General features: G+C 59.3%; 16 protein-coding genes. 8 read left to right on the top strand and 8 right to left on the bottom strand.

The features are described from left to right. Position 1: 1 nt before the first annotated feature. Entirely contained in the window at positions 2-439 is a 438-nt protein-coding gene (locus F9929_RS21395; RefSeq protein ID WP_152048586.1) for a hypothetical protein, read from the bottom strand. Between the two features lie 240 nt (positions 440-679). On the opposite strand from F9929_RS21395, the gene F9929_RS21390 reads away from it, so the two are divergent. The 3 genes from F9929_RS21390 to F9929_RS21380 all read left to right on the top strand — a co-directional run bounded on the left by F9929_RS21390 (position 680) and on the right by F9929_RS21380 (position 2,891). Then, positions 680-1,039 carry a hypothetical protein gene (locus tag F9929_RS21390; protein ID WP_152048585.1) on the top strand — a complete coding sequence of 120 codons (360 nt, stop codon included), beginning with the start codon at positions 680-682 and terminating at the stop codon, positions 1,037-1,039. A 271-nt stretch (positions 1,040-1,310) separates the two neighbouring features. Beyond that, on the top strand, positions 1,311-2,129 hold the full coding sequence (locus F9929_RS21385) for an ABC transporter permease (RefSeq protein ID WP_328596014.1): 819 nt from the start codon (positions 1,311-1,313) through the stop codon (positions 2,127-2,129). 6 nt (positions 2,130-2,135) lie between these two features. Further along, positions 2,136-2,891, top strand: coding sequence for an ABC transporter ATP-binding protein (locus F9929_RS21380; RefSeq protein WP_152048583.1), 756 nt, complete (start codon positions 2,136-2,138; stop codon positions 2,889-2,891). 21 nt (positions 2,892-2,912) lie between these two features. On the opposite strand, the gene F9929_RS21375 is transcribed toward F9929_RS21380, so the two are convergent. The 3 genes from F9929_RS21375 to F9929_RS21365 form a co-directional block, all read right to left on the bottom strand. After that, positions 2,913-4,130 (bottom strand): glycosyltransferase family 4 protein, encoded by a 1,218-nt coding sequence (locus tag F9929_RS21375; protein WP_152048582.1) that lies wholly within the window; start codon positions 4,128-4,130, stop codon positions 2,913-2,915. Between the two features lie 99 nt (positions 4,131-4,229). Beyond that, positions 4,230-5,627, bottom strand: coding sequence for an HlyD family type I secretion periplasmic adaptor subunit (locus F9929_RS21370; RefSeq protein ID WP_152048581.1), 1,398 nt, complete (start codon positions 5,625-5,627; stop codon positions 4,230-4,232). A gap of 78 nt (positions 5,628-5,705) precedes the next feature. Then, positions 5,706-7,502 (bottom strand): type I secretion system permease/ATPase, encoded by a 1,797-nt coding sequence (locus F9929_RS21365; RefSeq protein WP_235919497.1) that lies wholly within the window; start codon positions 7,500-7,502, stop codon positions 5,706-5,708. Between the two features lie 196 nt (positions 7,503-7,698). Here F9929_RS21365 and F9929_RS21360 point away from each other — a divergent pair, with 196 nt between their 5' ends. Next, positions 7,699-9,690 (top strand): M10 family metallopeptidase, encoded by a 1,992-nt coding sequence (locus tag F9929_RS21360; RefSeq protein WP_152048580.1) that lies wholly within the window; start codon positions 7,699-7,701, stop codon positions 9,688-9,690. Here the strand turns inward: F9929_RS21360 and F9929_RS21355 are convergent. Beyond that, entirely contained in the window at positions 9,638-10,177 is a 540-nt protein-coding gene (locus F9929_RS21355) for a class I SAM-dependent methyltransferase (RefSeq protein ID WP_210251372.1), read from the bottom strand. The two genes, F9929_RS21360 and F9929_RS21355, sit on opposite strands and share 53 nt — an antisense overlap. A 199-nt stretch (positions 10,178-10,376) precedes the next feature. Continuing rightward, complete coding sequence (locus F9929_RS21350; protein WP_152048578.1) at positions 10,377-13,571, bottom strand: beta strand repeat-containing protein; 3,195 nt, start codon at positions 13,569-13,571, stop codon at positions 10,377-10,379. A 152-nt stretch (positions 13,572-13,723) separates the two neighbouring features. Here F9929_RS21350 and F9929_RS21345 point away from each other — a divergent pair, with 152 nt between their 5' ends. The 4 genes from F9929_RS21345 (at position 13,724) to F9929_RS21330 (ending at position 19,420) form a co-directional block, all read left to right on the top strand. Beyond that, on the top strand, positions 13,724-14,500 hold the full coding sequence (locus F9929_RS21345) for a class I SAM-dependent methyltransferase (RefSeq protein WP_152048577.1): 777 nt from the start codon (positions 13,724-13,726) through the stop codon (positions 14,498-14,500). Between the two features lie 51 nt (positions 14,501-14,551). After that, a complete protein-coding gene (locus F9929_RS21340; RefSeq protein ID WP_152048576.1) occupies positions 14,552-17,137 on the top strand; it encodes a sulfotransferase family protein in 2,586 nt (861 codons plus the stop codon). Between the two features lie 232 nt (positions 17,138-17,369). Continuing rightward, the gene (locus F9929_RS21335) at positions 17,370-18,305 is read left to right on the top strand and encodes a glycosyltransferase (protein ID WP_152048575.1); all 936 of its coding nucleotides are present in this window, start codon (positions 17,370-17,372) and stop codon (positions 18,303-18,305) included. Between the two features lie 50 nt (positions 18,306-18,355). Then, positions 18,356-19,420, top strand: a complete 1,065-nt coding sequence (locus F9929_RS21330; protein ID WP_152048618.1) for a glycosyltransferase family 2 protein — start codon at positions 18,356-18,358, stop codon at positions 19,418-19,420. 29 nt (positions 19,421-19,449) lie between these two features. Here F9929_RS21330 and F9929_RS21325 read toward each other — a convergent pair whose 3' ends face one another. Both F9929_RS21325 and rfbA read right to left on the bottom strand, forming a co-directional pair. Continuing rightward, positions 19,450-20,394 carry a rhamnan synthesis F family protein gene (locus F9929_RS21325; protein ID WP_152048574.1) on the bottom strand — a complete coding sequence of 315 codons (945 nt, stop codon included), beginning with the start codon at positions 20,392-20,394 and terminating at the stop codon, positions 19,450-19,452. A gap of 56 nt (positions 20,395-20,450) precedes the next feature. Further along, positions 20,451-21,326 carry a glucose-1-phosphate thymidylyltransferase RfbA gene (gene rfbA, locus F9929_RS21320; RefSeq protein WP_268915687.1) on the bottom strand — a complete coding sequence of 292 codons (876 nt, stop codon included), beginning with the start codon at positions 21,324-21,326 and terminating at the stop codon, positions 20,451-20,453. Between the last annotated feature and the right edge of the window lie 59 nt (positions 21,327-21,385).

Genomic DNA, 21,385 nt, shown 5'->3' with positions numbered 1-21,385 from the left:
ATCAGTCCTCGGACTGGAGCGAGGCGCGCGTATCGGCGATGTCGATGATATCGAGCTTGGCCGGAGGCGGCAGACGCAAAACCCCGTTGGCTTGGAGCGGAAGGTCCTGCGCATCGTTCGTCGGACGGCTTTCGGCCAGAAGCGGCTTGAATGCCGGATCGTGCGCTTCGTCGTAAACGCGATGCGGTGCAACAGGTGCCGTCGGTGTTTGAAGGGCAACGACTGAAACAGGCATTCCAGCGGCTGGACGTTGTTCGGCAACGCCAGCGGCCACGACCGGCGAGGCAGCGAGCGCCGGCAGGGATGAGCGCTCGACGCCGGGATAGCCGAATTGCGGACTCGTGCCCACTGAGGGCGAAACGGAGGACATGATGTCGGTGCCGACGCAGCCCGTCATCGTCATCGCTGCCACCGCCATCAGGGCCAGCTTCATCTTCATAGGTCCGCCCTCAAGCTCTCAGGATGAGTATCTCTAACTGATATGACAGCTTCTGCCCATCGCAAACGAGCTTGTCTCATACGTCATGCTAGCCATAAGCTTGTTCAGAATATTCTTGCTCATCATCCACATTCCGTCTCCTCGGGCGATCTGCATTCAGGGGCAGAAAGACTGAGCCAATCGTGTCCGCGCCACGATTGGCGTGTAGGCACGCCGACATTGAACAAGAGGAGCTACGTCATGCGCCTTCTGCATCTCGCAACCTTGGTGTCGGTTTTGTCTGCGATCCCGGCGGTTGCACAGGAACAAGGGCATACGCAGTCTGGAAAAGAAGTACGGCTGGGCTGGATCGGGTCGGTGGGGTCGGACTGCAAGCCAGTGGAACCGCAGGCAGTGACGCCCGCCAAGCTGGCGCAGCACGGGCAGATCCGTCTCGTTCGAGGAACGGTAACCACCGAGAAGATCGCTCAATGTCCGTCACTTTCCGTTCCTGCCATCGTTGTCTTCTACACGTCGTCGCCCGACTTCAAAGGTGTCGACAGCTTCGCCTTGAAGGCAGGTGATGGAGCGGAGCGCACCTACACCGTTACGGTTGAATGAGGTCCGATTCCTTCGATTCATTTATCCGAGAAGTTCTGCTTTGGATCATGAAGCGGTTTCGTATCGGACATTTCTGCGAAGGATCTGAGATAATTCCCGAGATCCAACGATGTTAGACGGTCCAAGTCTCATTGATTGGACCATGGGGGCTTGGTTTGAAGTTGACCCGATGACGATCGGGGATCGCCCTACACCCTTTCACGTCAACTAGATCATCTGATACTAGCCGGGCGGAATTCCGTCGGAGACGATCCCCCTGTCCAATCCCGCCATCATCGAGCACGATTTTCGAAGCTATCGGCGCGCGCCTATTCGCTCCACGCTCGGCGAGCTCATCCACGGACTGCGTCTCGTTGATCTTTGGGGCACTCTCGGCTGGCTGGATGTTCGTCAAAGATACCGCCGCTCGATCATGGGGCCGTTCTGGGTAACGTTGACTCTTGCCGCTTTCGTGGTTGGCCTTGGCATTACCTATGGCACGTTGTTCGGCATCGCCATGGCCGATTACCTGCCATATCTGTGCATCGGCATCGTGGTGTGGACACTCCTTTCAGGATTTATCTTGGAAGGATGCACAGCCTTTACGGGTGCGGAAGCGGCGATCAAACAAATGCCGGCCCCTCTCAGCATTCATGTCTATCGTCTGGTTTGGCGATCCATCATCATCTTCTTGCATAACGCGGTCATTATCGCGCTGGTTCTGATCTTCTTCGGCATCAATCCCGGCGCTGAAGGAGTGCTCGCGGTACTTGGCTTCGCCCTCCTCATCGTGAATGGCCTCGCCTTCTCGTTGCTGTTTGGCACGCTGAGCGCCCGCTTCCGCGATATTCCACCTTTGATGGCCAATCTGATCCAGACGCTTTTCTTCGTCACGCCGGTGATCTGGCATGTGGACAACCTGAAGCAGCGTCAGATCATCGCCGAATGGAACCCCTTCTATCATTTGATCGAAGTCGTCAGGGGGCCTCTCCTGCATAATGCGCCCAGCATGAATTCCTGGATCTTCGCTCTCGTCTTCACCGCTCTCAACTGCGCGGCGGCCTTGCTTTTTTACGCTCGCTTCCGCTGGCGTATTCCTTACTGGCTCTGAACACTCGTGAATTCGATCGAACTCAGCGACGTCAGCGTCGACTTTCCCATCTACGGCGCATCGTCGAGATCCCTACGCAACCGAATTTTCAGCGGGGCGACAGGCGGCAAGATCGGCTCGGATGCTCGGCATCGCACGCGCGTGGAGGCCCTGCGCAACATCACGCTGTCGGTCCGGCATGGGGAGCGCATCGCGCTTATCGGACATAATGGAGCCGGCAAGACAACGCTTTTGCGGGTGCTCGCCGGCATCTATCCGCCTCAAACCGGGCGTTTGCGCATCGAAGGCAAGATCGCGCCGCTTTTCGATATCGGCTTCGGCATGGACCCCGATGCTACGGGTTACGACAACATCCGTTTGCGGGGGCTGTTCCTCGGTTTATCGCGCAAAGAAGTCGAAGACCGTCTCGATCAAATCGCCGAATTCACCGAACTCGGCCAGTTCTTGGAAATGCCGATCCGCACCTATTCGATGGGTATGCAGACCAGGCTTTCCTTTGCGGTTTCCACCAGCATCAAGCCGGAAATCCTCCTTCTGGACGAAGGGATCGGTGCCGGCGACGCGGCCTTCCTGGAAAAGGCGCAAGCGCGTATCCGTACCTTCGTGGACGAAGCAGGCATCCTCGTTCTAGCCTCTCATAGCCGCAGCCTTCTGGCCAATCTGTGCGAGCGAGCCATTCGGTTGGAGCATGGGGCCATCATAGACGATGGACCGTTCGAAGAGGTCATGAACCGCTATGTCGGACCTTCTTCTCATTCCTGAGACTGGTCCGACAGTTCGGTATCAGCCCATCATGTCCTGCATCAGTGCCTTCTGGCGCGGCAGGGATACTCCATGGAGATCGTAACGATCGATCGCGGTTCGCCTGGCGGCACGTCGCATGTCTTGGAACCGCTTCGGATGGCGTACGGCCTCGACCACGGCGGAAGCGATGGCATCCGGGTCGAAGAAGTTCACCAGGATGCCGTTCTGCTCGTGACGGATGACCTCTTCCACCGGTGCCGTTTGAGATCCGATCAGAAGGCACTCGCTCGACATGGCTTCGATCATCGACCAGGACAGAACGAACGGGTAGGTCAGATAGATGTGGGCGTCCGATGTCTGGAGCATCTTGCGGAAGACATCGTACTCGATGCGGCCAACGAAATGCAGACGCTTCTCGTCGATCGTCACTTCCTTTAAAGCGCGTGCTCTGTAGGTTTCCCCCTCGGGCAGCTTGGCGCCATAGCTGACGCCATCGCCACCAACCACAACGATGTGGAGGGAAGGGTGCCGAGCGAGGATCTTCTCGGCCGCCCGCATGAAGACGTGAAAGCCCCGATATGGTTCGAGGTTGCGAGCGACGAAAGTGACCAGCGGAACTGATCCATTGAAGGTCAGACCATTGGGGAACGTGACGGATGGCTTCTTGGCCGGCACGAGCGTCGTCGTATCGACCCCATCATGGATCGTGTGGACTTTCGGAGCATAAGCTTTCGGAAATCTGCTGGATTGCCACCATGTGGGAGAAATTCCCTGATCGGTCGACTCCAGGCAGCTTAGGAGAAGTTGGTTCCGGCTGCGCAGATGGAAGCGCAGTTCTGGATTGCTTGGGAACTCGGGATCGAAGCCGACATCGGCGCCTTGGGCGCTGTAGAAGAACTCGAAATAAGAAAGCAGCGGAACATCCGGGAAGATGTCCTTGACGAATTGCGTTTCCCCCCAGCCGCTGTGCCCAACGATAAGGTCGGGCCGTACATTCTGATTTTGCAATTGCAACAGGATGCGAGCGACCGCCTGACCATGCAGAATGCCGTCTTCGATCGTCGTCAGGTAGGGATGGGTGCTGGCATTGACGCTGCGGTTCGGCTGATAGGCGATCAGCGTCAGATTGGGGAGGCGATTGATCGTCTGCTTGCTGATGAAGAAGACTTTATTGTGGGTAGCAAGCTCCCGGCACAGATGAAGAAACTGGCCAGGGAAATTCTGATGGATGAAGATGATCGTCTTATTTTTGATCATGACCGAACGGGAAACGGATAAGAAGCCCGCACGCACACACGCCGGGAGATGAGAAGGGGCCCCAAAATCGGTGGACGACCTTCTTGCTGGAACCTCGGATCATTCCTCGCGGAAAGCGCGATCCATCGAATGAATGACGGGGGAAATGAGGTAGTCGAGAGCCGTGCGCTCGCTCGTCGGGATGATCACTTCCGCAGGCATACCGGGATAGAGCCGCAGTTCCTGAGCTGCGTGAGAAAGCGACGCCGGGTCGATGCGCACGTCGGCAACATAATAAGCCGCACCGTTCTCCGTCGTGATGCGATCAGCCGAAATCTTGGTCACCTCGCCAATAACCGAAGGAGTCGTGCGCTGGTTGTAGGCGGTCAATTTCACCTCGGCCCTCATACCCGCCTTCAGCTCAGCGATATCCTTCGGATTGACACTAGCTTCGACGATCATCGGACTACCTTCCGGCACAATCTCGAGAATGCGCTCGCCGGGCGCGACGACCCCACCGTCGGTATATTGGGTGAGACCAAAAACGCGACCGGAAGCCGGTGCACGCACCGTCGTGAGATCGAGGGTCGCCTTGGCCGCCTGGAGCCGCGGAAGGATGTTGGCAAGGTCGCCTTGGATCTTACTCATTCCCTCGCTGCTTTCCGCGAGGCGGTCTTCGTAAAGGCGATTGATTTGTAGACGAGCTTCACCCTTAGCCTGTTCGGACTCCGCAATCTGTGCCTGGAGAGCACCCCGCTTGCCGAGGAGTTCGGTGCTTGCCCGTTCCAGTTCATGGACCCGGGTCTGTGAAGCGTAGCCTTGCGACGCCAGCGACTTCGTCCCCTTTAACTCTTTGTCGAACAGATCCTTTTGCTGGGAGATCGAGTCGATCTGAGCTTGATAGCCGGAAATGCGCGTATCAAGCTGAGCGATGCGCTGATTGAGAATGTCCGCTTGGTTGTCGAGCGCTTGGCGGCGCTTTTGAAAAAGCGCGGTCTGATCCGTTATGAGCGCCGCTACGCTTTGCTCTCCGATCCGAGTTTCCAATGCCGGCGGGAAAGCGATCTGCTCGATACCAGCGCCCTCTGCCATGAAGCGCGCTCGCTGCGCGATGAGGTTCATATACTGGTTGTCGTAGACATCGAAGGCGGAACGCGCTTGGACGTCATCCATCTTCACCAGAGTATCGCCGGCATTGACGGTCTGTCCGTCGCGCACGAGCACTTTGGAGATGATGCCACCATCCCTGTGCTTTACGACCTTGCGGTTATCTTCGACTTTGACGACAGCGGACGCGACGACCGCCGAAGCCAACGGTGCAATCGCCATAAGCGCACCTAGTCCAACAACGAAGATTGCGACGATCGCGGTGCCGAGCACGATCGGCCGACGGATGCTCGCGTTGAAGTCGTCAGGCGACTCGACGCGGGCGACCGGAATAGGAGGGACCACCGTCGATAAGGCGTCGTTTTTGACTTCCGCCAGTTCGGAGGGTTTTTTAAAAGCGACAACGGACATCAGATGTTCTTTCTCACGCTGTCGTTCCGGAATAATCGGAGTCGATATCGCCTGGACATATCCACATTCGCCAACGAATTAATTTGCCTGCGATGCGGTTTGATTGGCGCTTGGACCCGCGATCTGCCCCGGAGTCCCCTGGTTGGATGCATCGTTTCGAACGGCTTGGACAGGCCCGGGCTGGGCGACAGGTGCCGGCATCAGCTTGGCCAGTACCGCATCGCGAGGCCCGAAATTCTCGACGACGCCGTCCCGTAGAAGCAGGATCTTGTTGGCGAACTTCAGTGCCGACATGCGGTGCGAGATCACTACCACCGTGGACCCCATCTTGCGCAACTCGACGATCGCCGCGAGAAGCGCATTTTCACCATCAGAGTCGAGACTAGCATTGGGCTCGTCCAGAACGACGAACGAAGGACGATCGTAAACGGCACGGGCCAAAGCGACGCGCTGACGCTGGCCGACGGAAAGCAGGGCCCCGCCCTCGCCGAGCTCAGTGTCGTAGCCGTTCGGCAGACGCAGGATCAGCTCATGGATGCCAGCCATCTTGGCGGCTTCCAGCACCTTTGCGTCGTCCGGCGCGGCTGAGAAGCGCGCGATATTATCGCGCACGCTTCCCGAAAACAGTTCCACATCCTGAGGCAGGTAGCCGATATGATGTCCGATATGGCTGCGTGCCCAGGAATGCAGTTCGGCGCCGTCGAGGCGAACGGAACCGGCGGTTGGTTGTGCAACGCCAATCAGAAGTCGCGCCAAGGAAGACTTGCCGGCGCCGGACGGGCCAATCAGGCCAAGGCAGTCACCGGGCTCTAAGGCAAAGTTGATGCTCTTCAACATCGGCTTGGCGGTGCCCGGGAACGCATAAACGAGCTGCTCAACGGACAAGCGCCCCGATGGTCTTGGGAGCTCCATGCCGGCCTCCATCGGCGGGAACTCCTTCAGAAGACCGTTCAGCCGATCGAAGGACTGACGGGTCTGAATAATGGCCTGCCACGAACCTACGGCTCGCTCCACCGGGGCGAGAGCCTTGCCCATCAGCATCATCGTGCCGAACATCACGCCGGGCCCTGTCAGACCGTCGATCACGAGAAGAGCTCCGGCAGCTAGAATGGCGACCTGTAGGAACATGCGAAGGAACCGGATGGCGGCGGAAACCGTGCCGCCACGCTCGGAAGCGTTTTCTTGCGCTTCCAGCATCAGAAGCCGGTCTTTGTTCCAGCGCTTGGAAAGGCCGGGCAGCATGCCCATCGCGTGGATGACTTCCGCGTTGCGAAGACCTGAATCCGTGGCACTGTAGGAACGCTGGCCCGCGATATTGGCCTCGCGCATGGAGGGCCGCGTCACGTATTCGTTGATGACGGCCAAGCCGAGAAGAAGAACGGCGCCGATCGTGGAGATCATGCCGAGGCGCCAGTCCACCATCCAGATGACAAGCAGAAAGACGGGTGCCCAGGGGGCGTCGAAAACGGCATTGGTGACTGAGCCGGCCATGCCTTGCCGGAAGGTGTCGAGGTCGCGAAGCACGGACGAGCGCGCAGGCCTTCCTGCCCTGAGACCTGCTGCGACAACGGCGTCCAGCAAGCGCGGCGCGAGCTTGCGATCGAACATGGTGCCGATCTTGATGAGGATGCGCCCACGCAGCTCTTCAAGAAGGGACATCACGATGAACGCACCGGTCACCGCGATCGTTAGGTAAAGCAGGGTAGCTCCCGACTCCGAGGTAATGACGCGCGAATAGACCTGCGTCATGTAAAGCGGCATCGCCAAGAACAGGATGTTCGAGCCGAAGGAGAACAAGGCGGAGAACGCTAAAGGACGCGAAGCTGCCTTCAGCGCGGCCTTCATTTCTGGCGCGAGACTTTTGTCTTGGCTCATAGATGTCCTGGGCAAGGAGGCGGTGGGCGAACCCCTCACGCCAGTCAATCGCGGCAGGTTGAAGGCCGCCCTCGTTTTTCTCGAAGTTTTCCGACTTGTCGGAACGCCCCGTTCATCAACCGGCTACAGTATAGTAAAAATGATACGCTTCCGGCAAGGCAATCCGGCCACAGGAAGCTAAGGAAGACGAACGACGATGCCCGCCATCACAGCCGCGACCATGACCGGCCGCTCGGAGATCGATGCCCTGCTCGTCGGTTCGCGCTGGTCCGATCCGACTGTCACTTTCGGCTTCGCATCACGGTCGTCCGACTATTCCGCAGGCTATGACGGTAACTATCCTTCCAGCGTGCAGACTTTGGGTGCCTCACAGCAGGTGGTGTTCCGCGCCGCCTTGTCCGAGTGGTCGGCGGTCGCCAACCTGAACTTCGTGGAAACCTTGGCTGCGACCGCCACCATCCGGGTCGGCGTGACGAACGCGGCCGATACCGCCTTCGCTTATTTCCCGACGACCTTGCAGGAAGGCGGTGACGTCTGGATCGGCACGGGCATCGCCGCCCAGTCGCCTGTGACGGGCTCCTACGCCTACATGGCCTATGTGCACGAACTCGGCCACGCTCTGGGCCTCGGCCATCCGCACGAAGGCGCCAATCCCGGTATTTCGGATCAGCTTGCCTATTCGGTGATGTCCTATCGCTCCTATGCGGGTGCGTCCTTCGGCTATACGGTTGCCGAGGGTAGTTTCCCGACCTCGCCGATGATCTCCGACATCGCGGCGATCCAGACGCTTTACGGCGCGAACTATGCGTCCCATGCCGGCGCCGACACCTATCGCTGGACGCCTGGTACCCCGGTTTTAGACACCATCTGGGACGGGGGCGGCATCGACACCTACGACCTTTCTGCCTTCTCCACCAATCTGTCAGTCGATTTAACGCCCGGAGGGTGGACGTCCTTCGGAAGGGACCTCGCCGATCTTGGCAACGGGCAGCGCCCGCCTGGCAACGTGGCGAACGCCCTTCTTTACAACAACGACACGCGCTCCCTGATCGAAAACGCCATCGCGGGCGCAGGACACGACCTCATCCGCGGCAATGCCGCCTCGAACGACCTGACGGGCGGGCTCGGTAACGACACGATCTATGGCGGCGCCAATGGCGACGTGCTCCATGGCGGGGCGGGGGATGACCTCTTTTACGGCGGCTCGGGCGTCAACGACCCAACGGATATCGGCGACGTCATCTTCGGCGAAGACGGCTACGACACGATCTACGGCAATGGCGGCGACGACCAACTTTATGCCGGCCAGGGCTCGGCGCTCGTTTACGGGGGCTATGGCACCGATACGATTTCGGCCGAGATCGTGCCGGGCGCCAACGTCCAGCTCTATGGCGGCGGCATGGCAGCCGATCCGAACGATCTCGCCGATACGATCACCCTCACGGGCAACGGCCCGAACGCCCTAGCGCAGATCTTCGGCAATGGCGGCAACGACACCTTGACCACCTCGATTTCTGGCACTGCGCGGGTGGAAATCTACGGCGGCTTCGGCAACGACGCGATCCGCCTCGTCTCCGGCGATGCCGGCGCCAGCACCCTGATCGTCGGCGGCCCCGGCAACGACAGCATCGTGGTGACCGCGAGCGGCTCGGCCACGATTTTCGGCGGCAACACCGCCAGCGACCCGACGGATGGCGGGGACCGGATCGACGCCTTTTCCTCGACCGGGCGTCTCTTGATTTACGGCAATGGCGGCGACGACGTGATCATCGGCGGGTCGAACGAGGACACGATCTACGGCGGCGTCGGTAACGACGTGATCATCGGGGGCGCGGGCGGCGATCTCATGGTCGGCGGCGAAGGCGCCGATACCTTCGTCATCGGAAACGGCGACTCTCTTGCGGCCAGTATGGACGAGATCGTCGGCTTCGAAAGCGTGGACCGGCTGGATCTCTCGGTCACGGGCGCAGGCGCGCGCTTCACCGAGATCCAAGCAGTGGTTTCGGACGGAGCACAGGCTCTTGCTGCCGCTGGCGGCGCCTTCGCGGCGGGTGCACTCTACGTGGCGGTGCGCGCGGGCGCAGACACCTATCTTTTCGCCGACTACGACCACAATCGCGCCGGCGAATGGGGCGTCAAGCTGACAGGCTTTTCCGGCTCGCTCGACCCGTCTTCCGCGCTGGTTTGACGGGCTCCGCGGCGAGGGCGGCGCCCCCCGCCTTTTCGGCGCGCGCCCAGAGATCGAAGCATTGGCCCTTCGACACCGTGACTTTGGCGAAACCCGCCTGAACGAGCTTCTGCCCCAGGGTCTGGTTGGTGTAGCCGGTCTTGTGCGCCATGAAGTGGTTGCCCCGTGCGATGGACGGGCGAAAACCGTAGAGGATGTCGAGCGGCGTGATGGGACCGGCGGGTGCCGTATAGGCCGCTTCCTCCAGGTTACCCTCGGCGAGAAGCTGACCCAGTGACTGCAAATCGGGGCAGGTGATCACGGCGAAACCGCCGGGCTTCAGCACGCGAAAGAACTCGGCGAAGGCCACCGGCACTTCGTGCGCGTAAAGATGCTCGACATTGTGGGATGAATAAAGCGCGTCGACCGAAGCGGTTTCGACAGCCGCCATATCAACCATGGTGCCGATGATGTCAGGCTTCACGTCCGGATCGATATCGAAGCGCACCTCTCGCCAACCCGGCAGACGAAAGAATTCAGGGAGTTTCTCAGGATTCTGCGCTCCACATCCAACGTGAAGAACAGTCCGGTTTTCGTTGATCGTTTGGTCCATCGGCCTGTCTCTTTTGCAAACCAAAAAGACTTTTACAAAAAGAAAGGGCAGCCCGAAGGCCGCCCTCTCGCATGCAGTCTATAGCTTACAGCAATTAGACGGTGAAGTCAGCCGCGTCGAGCGTGCCGGTCACACCGGTGACGTTGATCACAACGTCGTTGCCAGCGGTTCCGTCGAGCACAAGATACGTCCCAGTGAACGCACCACCGGAGAAGGTGATGAGCTGAGCAGTACCGTCTGCGTTGGCGGTCAAAGCGTTCGCGATCGCTGTGTTTGCCGCTGCAGCATCAGCTGCAACAACGCCAGTGGACGCCGTTACGATCGTCGGCGACGCCGTGAAGCCGTCGAAGTCGACCTTGTCAGCAGCGTTCAGGTTCAGGTCAGTGATGCGATCAGCGGTCGTAACCGTTGTACCGCTATCACCAACGTTGAACACGAAGGTGTCGTTGCCGGCACCGCCCGTCATCAGATCGCCGCCGCTCGTTGCGGGAACAGCCGCAGCAAAGGGGGTCGATGTCGACGGGGTTCCTGCGTCAAACCCGAGATCAGACTCCGTAGCTGTGAACTGGGCAACGTTACCCTGATTCACATTATAGGTGATCTCGAGCTGGTTCGTGGTGGTGTTGTACGTAGCATTGAGCACCGGGTTAGCCGGGTCGGTGTTCAAAGCGCTGTTAATTGAAGAGGCAGCCGACGTACCGATGCTATCCGCTGTAGCACCACTGAGAAACGCCACAGTAACGTTTGTCCCAAGAACATTGAGAACGAGATTACCGTTGGCTGCTGCGTCAGCAATACCGAACGTCGTCGACTGGACTTCGGGTGTGGCCGGAGAACCCGCAGAGAAGGTTCCGTTGGCACCGCCCTGAATGATGTCATTGCCAGCGCCGCCATCAATGATGTCGCTGCCAGCATTGCCATAGAGGTGATCGTTACCCGCACCACCAACAATGTTATCCGCATTATTCGAACCATAGGTCAGAATGCTGCTGGTGTTGCCAGTGGAAGTACCGAAGTTCAGATCGATACGATCGTTCTCGCTGCCGTTGAACGTGATGACCCGATCAGGGTTTTCACGACCGAACGAAACGTTGGTGCCAGAAACCGTCACGTCGTAGTCTTGAGCGGAGGAAGCGCCAATCACGAACGTCGTGTCGTTAGCTTCGACGTAGCCATTGATGATCTTATCACCAACGCCATCAATGATCAGCGTGTCGGCATCAGCGCCGCCGCCGAAATTGACGGTGTCCATACCGGTACCGGTATAAACTACGTCCGCACCGGTTCCAGCAGTGATCGCGTCGTTGCCAACGCCACCGTAGATCGTATCGGCACCAGCGCCGCCGTTGATAACGTCGTCACCAGCATTGCCGTAGATCAGGTCAGCGCCTGTACCACCAACGATGTTGTCGGCGGTGTCCGTGGCATCTTCGAAGCCGTTGCCGCCGTAGATCGTCGAGGAACCACCGAAAGTCGACAGGTTGATGTCGTCTTCGCCCGTACCGCCGAACACGGTCACTGAACCAGCAGCGCCCGTCACATCAATGTCGTCGTTGCCGAGACCACCGAACACGGAAGCCGAGGTAGAAGCAACCAGCGAAAGGTCGAGGTTGTCGGCACCGCCGTTGCCATAGATCGCGGCAGAACCGCCAGCAGCGTTCAGCGTGACGTTAATGGCATCGACGTCGTTGGCAGCGTCTTCGACGCCATTGCCGCCATAGACGGTGACATCGCCCGAACCCGTGTACGTGAACGTGTCCGCACCAGCGTTGCCGGTCAGGATAGCGCTCGTGTCGGCCGTGCCGGTGATCGTAGCGGTATCATCGCCCGTACCAGCATTGAGGGTCAGGGAGGCATCGTTCGACAAGCCAGCCGTCACCACGTCGTTGCCGGCGTTCGTGAAGAAAGACGACTCGCCGCCAGAAAGCGTGGCAGTGATCGTCGTGACCAGGTCAGCCGCGTCAGTTTCGCCTTCGCCACCGTAAACGGTCGTGTTGCCTTCGCTGAAGATGGTGAAGTTGTTTGTGCCGGTACCGCCGACGAGAAGGTTGTCGCCAGTTGCGGCATTGCCGAGACCGGTAGCGCCTACGAAGATCGAGTCATTACCCAGACCACCGTATACGGAATTATCGCCGCCGCCGAGGACGGTCACGCGATCGTCACCGCCGTTGGCATAGATCAGGTTGGATCCAGCACCATTGACCGAGATCAGGTCATTGCCGTCGTTGGTAGTGTCGACAGCGGAACCACCGTAAACGGTGTTGTTGCCGTCGCCAGCGATCGTGATGGTGTCGGCATCGCCGAGACCGCCAACAACGAGATTGGCACCGTCACCAGTGATCGAAACGTTGTCGTCGCCGAAACCGCCGTAAACGGTGTTGGCGCCGTCACCGGTGATCGTAACACCGTCGTTGCCGCCGTTGCCGTAAACGAGGTTGCTACCGCTGCCGCTGATGGCAATGGTGTCGTTGCCGTCGTCCTGAGCGTTGACGCCCGAGCCGCCGTAGACGGTGTTGGTGCCGTTGCCGGTTACTGTAATCGAGTCGGCATCGTTAACGCCGCCGACGATCATGTTCGCGCCATTGCTGGTCACGTTGACGGTGTCGTTGCCGAGGCCGCCGTAGATGGAGTTGTTACCGTTCGAGCCAACGGTGATCGAGTCGTTATCAGCGTTGCCGTAAACGAGTGCCGAGCCAGCGCTGGTGGAGACGACGATCGTGTCCGCGCCATCAACGGTGTCGTTCGCCGAGCCGCCACCGTAGACGGTGACCGTCTGGCCAGCCTGGGCAGAGACGGTGATGTTGTCGGTGCCAATGCCGCCGTAAACCAGATCGTTGCCGGAACCGGCGTTGATCGTGTCGTTGCCGCCGTTGCCGTAGATCGTGTCGTTGCCGTTGCCGGTCGTGATGGTGTCGCCGCCATCAACCGAAGCGGAGAGCGAACCGCCACCGAACACGAGGTTGTCACCGCCAGCTGCATTCAGCGTGTCAGCGCTGGTCGAACCGACCAGGACGTCGCCGAGAGCGGTGCCGTTAGCGGTGCCGTTGGCGAAGGTGAAATCCGAGCCGTTCGCCGTCTCAACCGAAGTCGGGTTGGCCACGAGCTGGGAGTAAGCAATGCTGGTGAGCGTGAGCACGGCGCCCGAAGCGGTCGTGATCGTCGTGTTACCGTTATCTTCGCGGACGTCTGCGATCTGCGACGGCGCAACGGAGATGGTCAGGGTATCAACAGTCGGATCGAAAGCGTCGATCGTCTGCGAACCGGAGCCATCAAATGTGAATGTGGCCATGGTATCTCCTAGGAGTTCTTCTCAGGACAAGATGCGAGCGTGCACACTGCGCACCCCCCCTCCCTCCTCCCCGATCAAAACGATGGTCAAAGAGAAGGCAGAGGAGCTATGCATGGGGCCTCTAGGTAAGGCAAGAAGCCCAAACGCCGGGGTTGCAGCGGCTTCTTTCATCTGATGCTAAAATGCTACACAAATTCGCTTCGAGCTTTATCGAAGCTTGCGCGAAACTTAACAGTTTGGTGACAATGCCCATCAATGAATACGAGGCCAGCTTCGCGAATCGCCTTAATACTCCTGATGCACATCGAGACTTGATCGGTGGACTTTGGGAGGAAATGGGGCGGCACCAGTTCGATTATCTATGCTCGCAAGGTTTGCGGCCAACGGACAAGCTTCTCGATATCGGGTGCGGGAGTCTTCGTGCCGGCGTTCATCTGGTGCCATTTCTCGACGCCAACCATTATTTCGGCATCGACCTCGTTCCTGAGCTTCTACAACTCGGCTACGAACGGGAAATCTGTCCTCTCGGACTTGCCGATCGGCTCGATCGAGCGACCAATCTTATGGCGACGGCGGACTTCACCATTCCCTTCCCCGATGTCCTCTTCGATGTTGCCCTAGCGCAATCCTTGTTCAGTCACCTGCCGATCAACCACCTGCGCCTTTGCCTCTACAAGTTGCGGCTGCGCATGAAAGAGGGTGGGATGTTCTACGCCACTTTCTTCATCGCCCCAGCCGACCTGCCCTATGATCGGCCTTTCCATCAGCCGCCTATCGGTGAAATCGAGACCTACGGCTGGCAAGATCCCTATCATTACTGGCAGCGCGACATCGATTTCGCAGTTGAAGGCCTTGGCTGGAAGATTTTGTCGGTGGACGACTGGAAGCATCCGCGCGGACAAAAGATCGCGCGATTTGCAGCCGTTTGAAAATTCTGCGACATCGCCGTTGGAACCATCGGCAATCGAAACGGCCTGACCTTGCAGCATCACGACGACAGCGCAGCGAGAGCGATCGCCATCCTCGTCCTCGGCATGCATCGCAGCGGCACCTCGGCCGTGACGGGCGTTCTGGACCGGCTCGGCATCCCGGCCGCCGGCGAGCTGCTTCCGGCGGAAAGCTACAACGCGAAGGGCATCTACGAGAACAAGGCAGTCAACCTTTTCCATAACCGCCTGCTCGCTCATCTCGGATCGCGCTGGGATGACCCCATGCCGGTCTCCAACGCTTTCGTCGAAACGCCGACGGGGCAGGGCTTCGTCGTGGAACTCGCCGGCATCATCGAGACGGAACTTCTGGCGAAGACCGACATCTTCGCGGTGAAGGACCCGCGCATGTGCCGGTTCATCCCGCTTTGGAAAGCGGCTCTTGACCGGCTGGGTGCCGAGCCCCGCGCCATCGTGCCCCTGCGCCATCCCATTGAGGTGGCGGGCTCGCTTGGCGCGCGCGACAAGTTTCCCCGTGCCAAGAGCTTTCTGCTTTGGCTCATCCATGCGCTTGCCGTGGAACGCGAAACGCGTGGGGTCAAACGCAGCTTCGTTTCCTATGACGCGCTTCTTTCCGACTGGCGCGGCTGCACGGAACGGTTCGGGGCTGAGCTTGATCTTCAATGGCCGAAGGAGCGCGCCCGCGTCGAGAACGAGATCGACGAATTCCTGTCGCGGGATTTGAGGCATCACGAAACGCATGGGCCCATCGGCGAGGGCACGCGCCTCGACGCGCTGGTGGAGCGAAGTTGGGAAGCACTCGGCCTCCTCGTTGGGAACGAGACCGACGCGCAAGCGCAAGATGCGCTGGACGCCGTTTGGGCCGAACTGGAAGCCGCGAGTTCCGTTCTTGCCCCTTATGTCGCCTGGGAGTTCGGCGCGCTCGGGCAAGCGCTGGAGCGCGTGAACTACCTGGAGGAACTGGAAAAGGTCCTGCGGGCGCAGAACCTCGAATATTTCGAGGGCATCGCAGAGGCACGCGCCGAAGGGGAGGCCGAACGCGAACGCCTGGAAGTCTCGCATCAGCGCGCTCTAGCGCATGAGACCGCCGCCCTTAGACGGCAAGCGGCCGAGGAAGCGACCCGTCTGCGCGGCGAAATCGCCGATCTGCGCCGAACGGCGGACAAGGTTGGTTGGCTGGAAGGCGAGACAGGGCGTCTCCATTCTCTTCTTCATCAAGAGCAGGTCGCGCTGGCCGCCATGCGTGCCTCGACCTTCTGGCGCCTAACTGGCCCGGCTCGGCATATCGCAGGTGCCTTTCCGCCATCGGCGAAGGCTTGGCTGCGGCGCAGCGCCAAAGCCGGCTGGTGGGCGGCAACGCCCTGGCGCATGCCTCAACGCATGCAGTTCCTGCGCGATCGTGAAGCGGCGGCTCTCGCTGTATCGTCCCCCCAGGCGATCTTCGCCCCGACCGTTGGGACCGCGAGCGCGCCGGCACGGTCCGCATCCGATACGCAACGGCCCCTGCAGCTCTTCGCGGTGAAGGATAGCGCCCCCCGCCTGTCCATGGTCACCGACAGCATCAATGCCGGCAGCCTGTTCGGCGGCGTCGCGACGGCCCTCATCTTCTCCACGCTTCTGGCTAGGAAGACGGGACGGCGGCTTCGGATCATCACCCGTACCCAAAGCCCCGATGCCGGCAATGTCGCGACGGTGTTCCGCGCGCACGGCATCGACTGGGACAGCAACATCGAATTCGCCTTCGCCAACACGCACGACCCGTCGAGCGAGATCGATACGAGCCCGGACGAATTGTTCGTCACGACCTCCTGGTGGTCGACGCAGGCGACGCGCGCCTCCGTCCCGGCCGGGAACATCGTCTACCTCCTTCAGGAGGACGAGCGGATGTTCTATGCGATGGGCAACGACAATCTCGCCTGTGCGGAAGTCATGGCCGATCGCGCGATCCGCAAGGTCGTCAATTCCGAGCTTCTGCATCGGCATCTGGCACAGGACGGCATCGTCGGCGACGAGACCCCGTTCTTCGAACCCTCATTCCCCGAGCGCATCTACCATCCGGCTCCCCGGCCCGAAGGAGAGAAGCGGAACTTCTTCTTCTACGCGCGTCCGAACAACGAGCGAAACCTTTATGGCCGGGGCGTTGCCGTCATCGAAGCCGCGATCGAGCGCGGTATCCTGGATCCAGCCGTCTGGGACATCCACTTCGTCGGCAAGGACCTCAAGCCGATGATGCTCACCGGTGGGGTGGAGCCGATCCTTCTCCAGAACCTGGCTTGGGAGGACTATGCCGCCTATGTGCGATCCGTCGATCTGGCGCTGACGCTCATGTACACGCCCCATCCGAGCTATCCTCCGCTCGATGTGGCGGCCTGCGGCGGCGTCGCCGTCACCAATCGCTTCGGCGTGAAGACCGACCTTTCCCGCTACAGCCAGTCGATCATCTGCGCCGACAGCGAGGTCGCATCGCTCGTGGCAGGCCTCGAAGCCGGCGTGCGCCGCGCGACCAACAGCCAAGCGCGTCAACGCGATTCCGCCGACAACCGCATCCTGCGCGACTGGAACGTCTCCTTCGGGCCGGTCCTGGCGCGTCTTGTCGAAGACACCGACCTTGTTCGTTGATCTGCCCGCACCGGTTCCCCACGAGGACCCGTGGGTGCTGTCCGGCGAAACCCGCCTCGCCCGCCTTCTGAAGGGCTCCCTCCGGATCGCCTATTTCTACGCGCGGGTCGACAACAGCACATTCCGCTACCGCGTCCACAACATGATCGAGACGATCGAGGCGCTTTGGCCGGAAGCGTCAGCATCCTACTTCACCCATGCCGATAGTCACCTTCTCGATAAGGTGGCGGATATGGCGGATGTCGTGGTTATCTGTCGGACCGAGTACAACGCCAATGTCAGCCGCTTCGCTAATCGCATCCGGCGGCGCAAGCATGTTCCGATCATCTTCGACGTCGACGATATCGTCTTCGATACCCGTTATGCCCATCTGATCATGAATACGCTCGGGCGTCCCCTCGATCAGGAAGCCGAGTGGGTGTCCTGGTTCGGCTATATCGGACGGATCGGCGAGACCTTGAGACTCTGCGACCGGGCGATCACCACCAACGCCTTTCTGGCCGAACGCATCACCGCATTTGCCGGGATCGAGACGGCGGTGGTGCCGAACTACATGAACGAATGGCAGCTCGATTATTCGAGGCAGATTTGGGACGCCAAGCAGCGCGCCCGCTTTAAACGAGATGGCTACCTTCATGTCGGCTACTTCTCGGGCTCACCAACCCACGCGAAGGATTTCGCGTTGACCGAAAGCGCTCTGGTGAACGTCCTGAAACGCTACCCGTTCGTCAAAGTCCGTATGGTCGGTTATCTCGAGCCTGCAGGGCCCCTTCTGAGCCATCAGGATCGCATCGATCGCGAGCCCTTCCACGACTACGTCAACCTGCAACGGCTGATCGGCTCGACCGAAATCAACATCGCTCCCCTGCAGGACAATACCTTCACCAACTGCAAGTCGGAATTGAAGTATTTCGAAGCTGCGATCACTGGTACGGCGACGATCGCGTCCCCCACTTTCACCTTCGCCAAAGCGATCCGGCATGGTGACAACGGGCGCATCGCTGCCGCCCATGAGTGGGAGAAGATGATCTGCGAGACGATCGAGGAAATCGAGCATCGTCCTGAAGATCATGAGGCGATGGCCGAACGCGGGGTTATGGATGCCGGGCACCATTTTGGCTGGCGCAATCAGATCGATGCGATCCGCACGGCCCTTTCGATCGGATAAGGTATCTGCCTGCCGTTTGGCGCTGGTGAGAAGGTCTTCGAGAAGACATGATGGAACTGGCGAAAGATGACGAGGCGATAGGGAGCCGTGGTCGGAAGGCAGTTTCCGTCGTCGTCGTCATCCCCTTCTATAACGGCTCGGATTTCATCGAGCGCGCGGTGCGTAGCGTCTTGGAGCAAACGGTAAGACCTTCCGAGTTCATCGTCGTCGATGATGGATCTCGCCCGGAAGAAGCGGACAAGCTGGACGAGATCGCCGCGCTTCTAGAGTTTCGCGTGGTGCGCCAGAAGAATGGCGGTCAAGGCTCGGCCCGCAATGCCGGTGTCCGTGCTTCAGCCTCCGACTTCATCTGCTTTCTGGACCAGGACGACTTCTATCTTCGGAACCATATCGAAGTTCTCATTGAAGCCCTTCCCAACGACGATCCTCATTTCGGGTGGGTTTACGGAGATCTTTTCGAAGCAGATCGCGATGGTAATATCGTGAGCACGCGCATCGCCTCCATCCATTCCACGCATCCCAAGACGAGCATCTTCGAGATGATCCGCAGGGACATGCATGTCTTGCCTTCGGCGGCCATGATCGCGCGCGAGGCCTTCGAGGCGGTCGAAGGTTTCGATAGTCAGTTCATGGGATACGAAGACGACGACCTGTTCCTTCGTATCTTTAGGAAAGGATTTACGAACTACTTTATCGATCGGGCCGTCACGGTGTGGTGCATTCACACCGAGAGCACTTCCTACGGAGTTCGCATGGCACGATCGCGGTTGCGCTATTTCAAGAAGCTTGCAGCCACCTTTCCGGACGAACCTGAAAAAGGCAGGTTCTACATGCGAGATTATCTCGTGCCTCGCTTTCGCAAGCCGATCATCGATGAAGCGATTGCCGCTGTTTCGAATGGATCGGGAAAATTTCGAGAATTCAGGGACGAATACGTTCTCTTCGCGGAAGAATTTGAAGCTGCGGTTCAGGCCAACCCTTATGTTCGCAGCGTTCTCAAGCTTCGTCTGAGGGTAACAATCTTCCTTCTTAAGAAGAAGTTCATCGGACCCTTCGTGAAGTTGAAACCGGTTGCTTCGTTCGCGTATCTCAGATTGCGACGTCTCGTAGGTTGACTACCGTCGCCCGGCTCGGGCGTTCGAACCTACTTTCCTGATAGAGCAGTGCGCAACATCCGGCGCAAGCTGATCGGCAGCATGCCGTAAAGTCGAAGAACCAAGGGTGCATGTGTGGCGGCAAGACGGGCCGGCATGGATCTTCGAAAGAGCGGGCTTACGTCTTCCGTTGGTTTCAACTGATCGAGGTCCTCCGCCCGTCCATGCGGCGGCATCGATATCAAAATCGAAACCATGTTCGCAGGAAGAATGGCATAGCCCCTTCTCGCCGCCAGGGTGCCGAACAATCGTTCGATCGCATGCGCGACGGTTCCATCCGTTTGCCCCTTTTCGCTTTCGAATAATTCGAGCAACGCCGGATTTACGAAATCGGATAGGGCATCTTGGCGAAACCAAAACATAGAACCGGCTGCGAACGAGCCTTGTGCGAGATCCTTTCGGCTCAGTGGACTCGCGAGAGTTTCTGACACCTTCCGCATTCTGGGAAGGTTCGTCAGGAGCCATTCTCGAACAGGAAGCAGAAAGCCGGAAGGGGCCAGAATGCCGAGCGCAGGCTGTGTCGCGAAGGCGCGGACGAACGCACTGGGAGGAGGGGTCTTCGAAACGAGCGAAGCTAATATATCGTCGCGCCACGTTCCACCGTCCAAGCGGTGCGTCGACTTCTTGGTATGAAGCTTCAGTCCGATCTCGAACTTTCCCATCCGTCGCAAGGCTAGAAGGAAGGGACGTATGTCTCGCCCACGATTTTCCGTTGGGACGAAGATCGTTTCCAAGTGAAACGGCGTCGGGGGAATACCCGGCGAGAAGCCGGCCACGGCGGAGGTGACGATCAGTCGGAAAGGAGCATCGAACCGCTCGGCCAACTGGCGCGCGATATCCTGCCAGACGTCCGGATAATGGACATGCACGAAGACAGCCACCGGAGTGGGATGCTGAGCGTCGATGTTGGGCGGAAGGGGACCGGAAATGCTCATAAGCTATTAGGGGCGAGACGTGTCGGATCCGCGAACCTTTGTGGCCATTCGATCGGTCATAGATCTCCGCGCGCAAGGCGCTGAAGATAAAGGCCATACTGGCTTTTTCCGAGTTCCTTTCCGAGCGACATGAGTTGGTCGGCGTTGATGAAACCGAGATTGAAGGCGATCTCTTCGGGGCAGGAAATCTTGAAACCCTGCCGGTGTTCGAGCGTACGCACGAACTCTCCTGCTTCCAGAAGAGAGTCCGGGGTGCCCGTATCCAACCATGCGAAGCCACGCCCCATGGTTTCGACACTGAGAGAACCTTCCTCGAGGTAGACCCGGTTGAGGTCGGTGATTTCAAGCTCTCCACGCGCCGAAGGCTTTAGGCTTCGCGCAATCTCGGACGCTCGGCCATCGTAGAAGTAGAGACCTGTGACCGCCCAGTTGGAAGGCGGGTTCTTTGGTTTCTCGACGATTTCGATCGCACGACCTGCGGCATCGAAGGAAACGACACCGTACCGCTCCGGATCGTTGACATGATAAGCGAAAACAGTGGCTCCCGTTGCTCGGGCTGCAGCCCGGGACAGAAGTTCCGGTAGGCCATGTCCGTAGAATAGGTTGTCGCCGAGTACGAGAACGGATGGCTCTCCAGCTACGAACTCTTCGCCAATCGTATAGGCTTGGGCCAATCCGGCGGGACTGGGTTGTTCTGCGTAGGAAATATGCATGCCCCAGCGCGCACCATCGCCGAGAAGGTCTCGGAAGCGGGGCAGATCGTGCGGCGTCGAAATGATAAGAAGATCTCGCACCCCTGCTAGCATCAAGGTCGCGAGTGGATAGTAGATCATCGGCTTGTCGTAGACGGGTAAAAGCTGCTTCGAGGAAGCCAGCGTCATTGGATGCAGGCGAGTGCCACTGCCTCCTGCAAGAATGATCCCTTTTTTCACCGTCTTCTCGCGTCGTTCGTTGCGTTCTGATCTTGGCCGCATCCATACGCACTGACTGC

The sequence above is a fragment of the Aureimonas psammosilenae genome, from assembly GCF_009176975.1.
GTDB lineage: Bacteria > Pseudomonadota > Alphaproteobacteria > Rhizobiales > Rhizobiaceae > Plantimonas > Plantimonas psammosilenae.
Note: the sequence above shows the minus strand (reverse complement) of the source record. Positions and strands in the feature narration are given on the sequence as shown.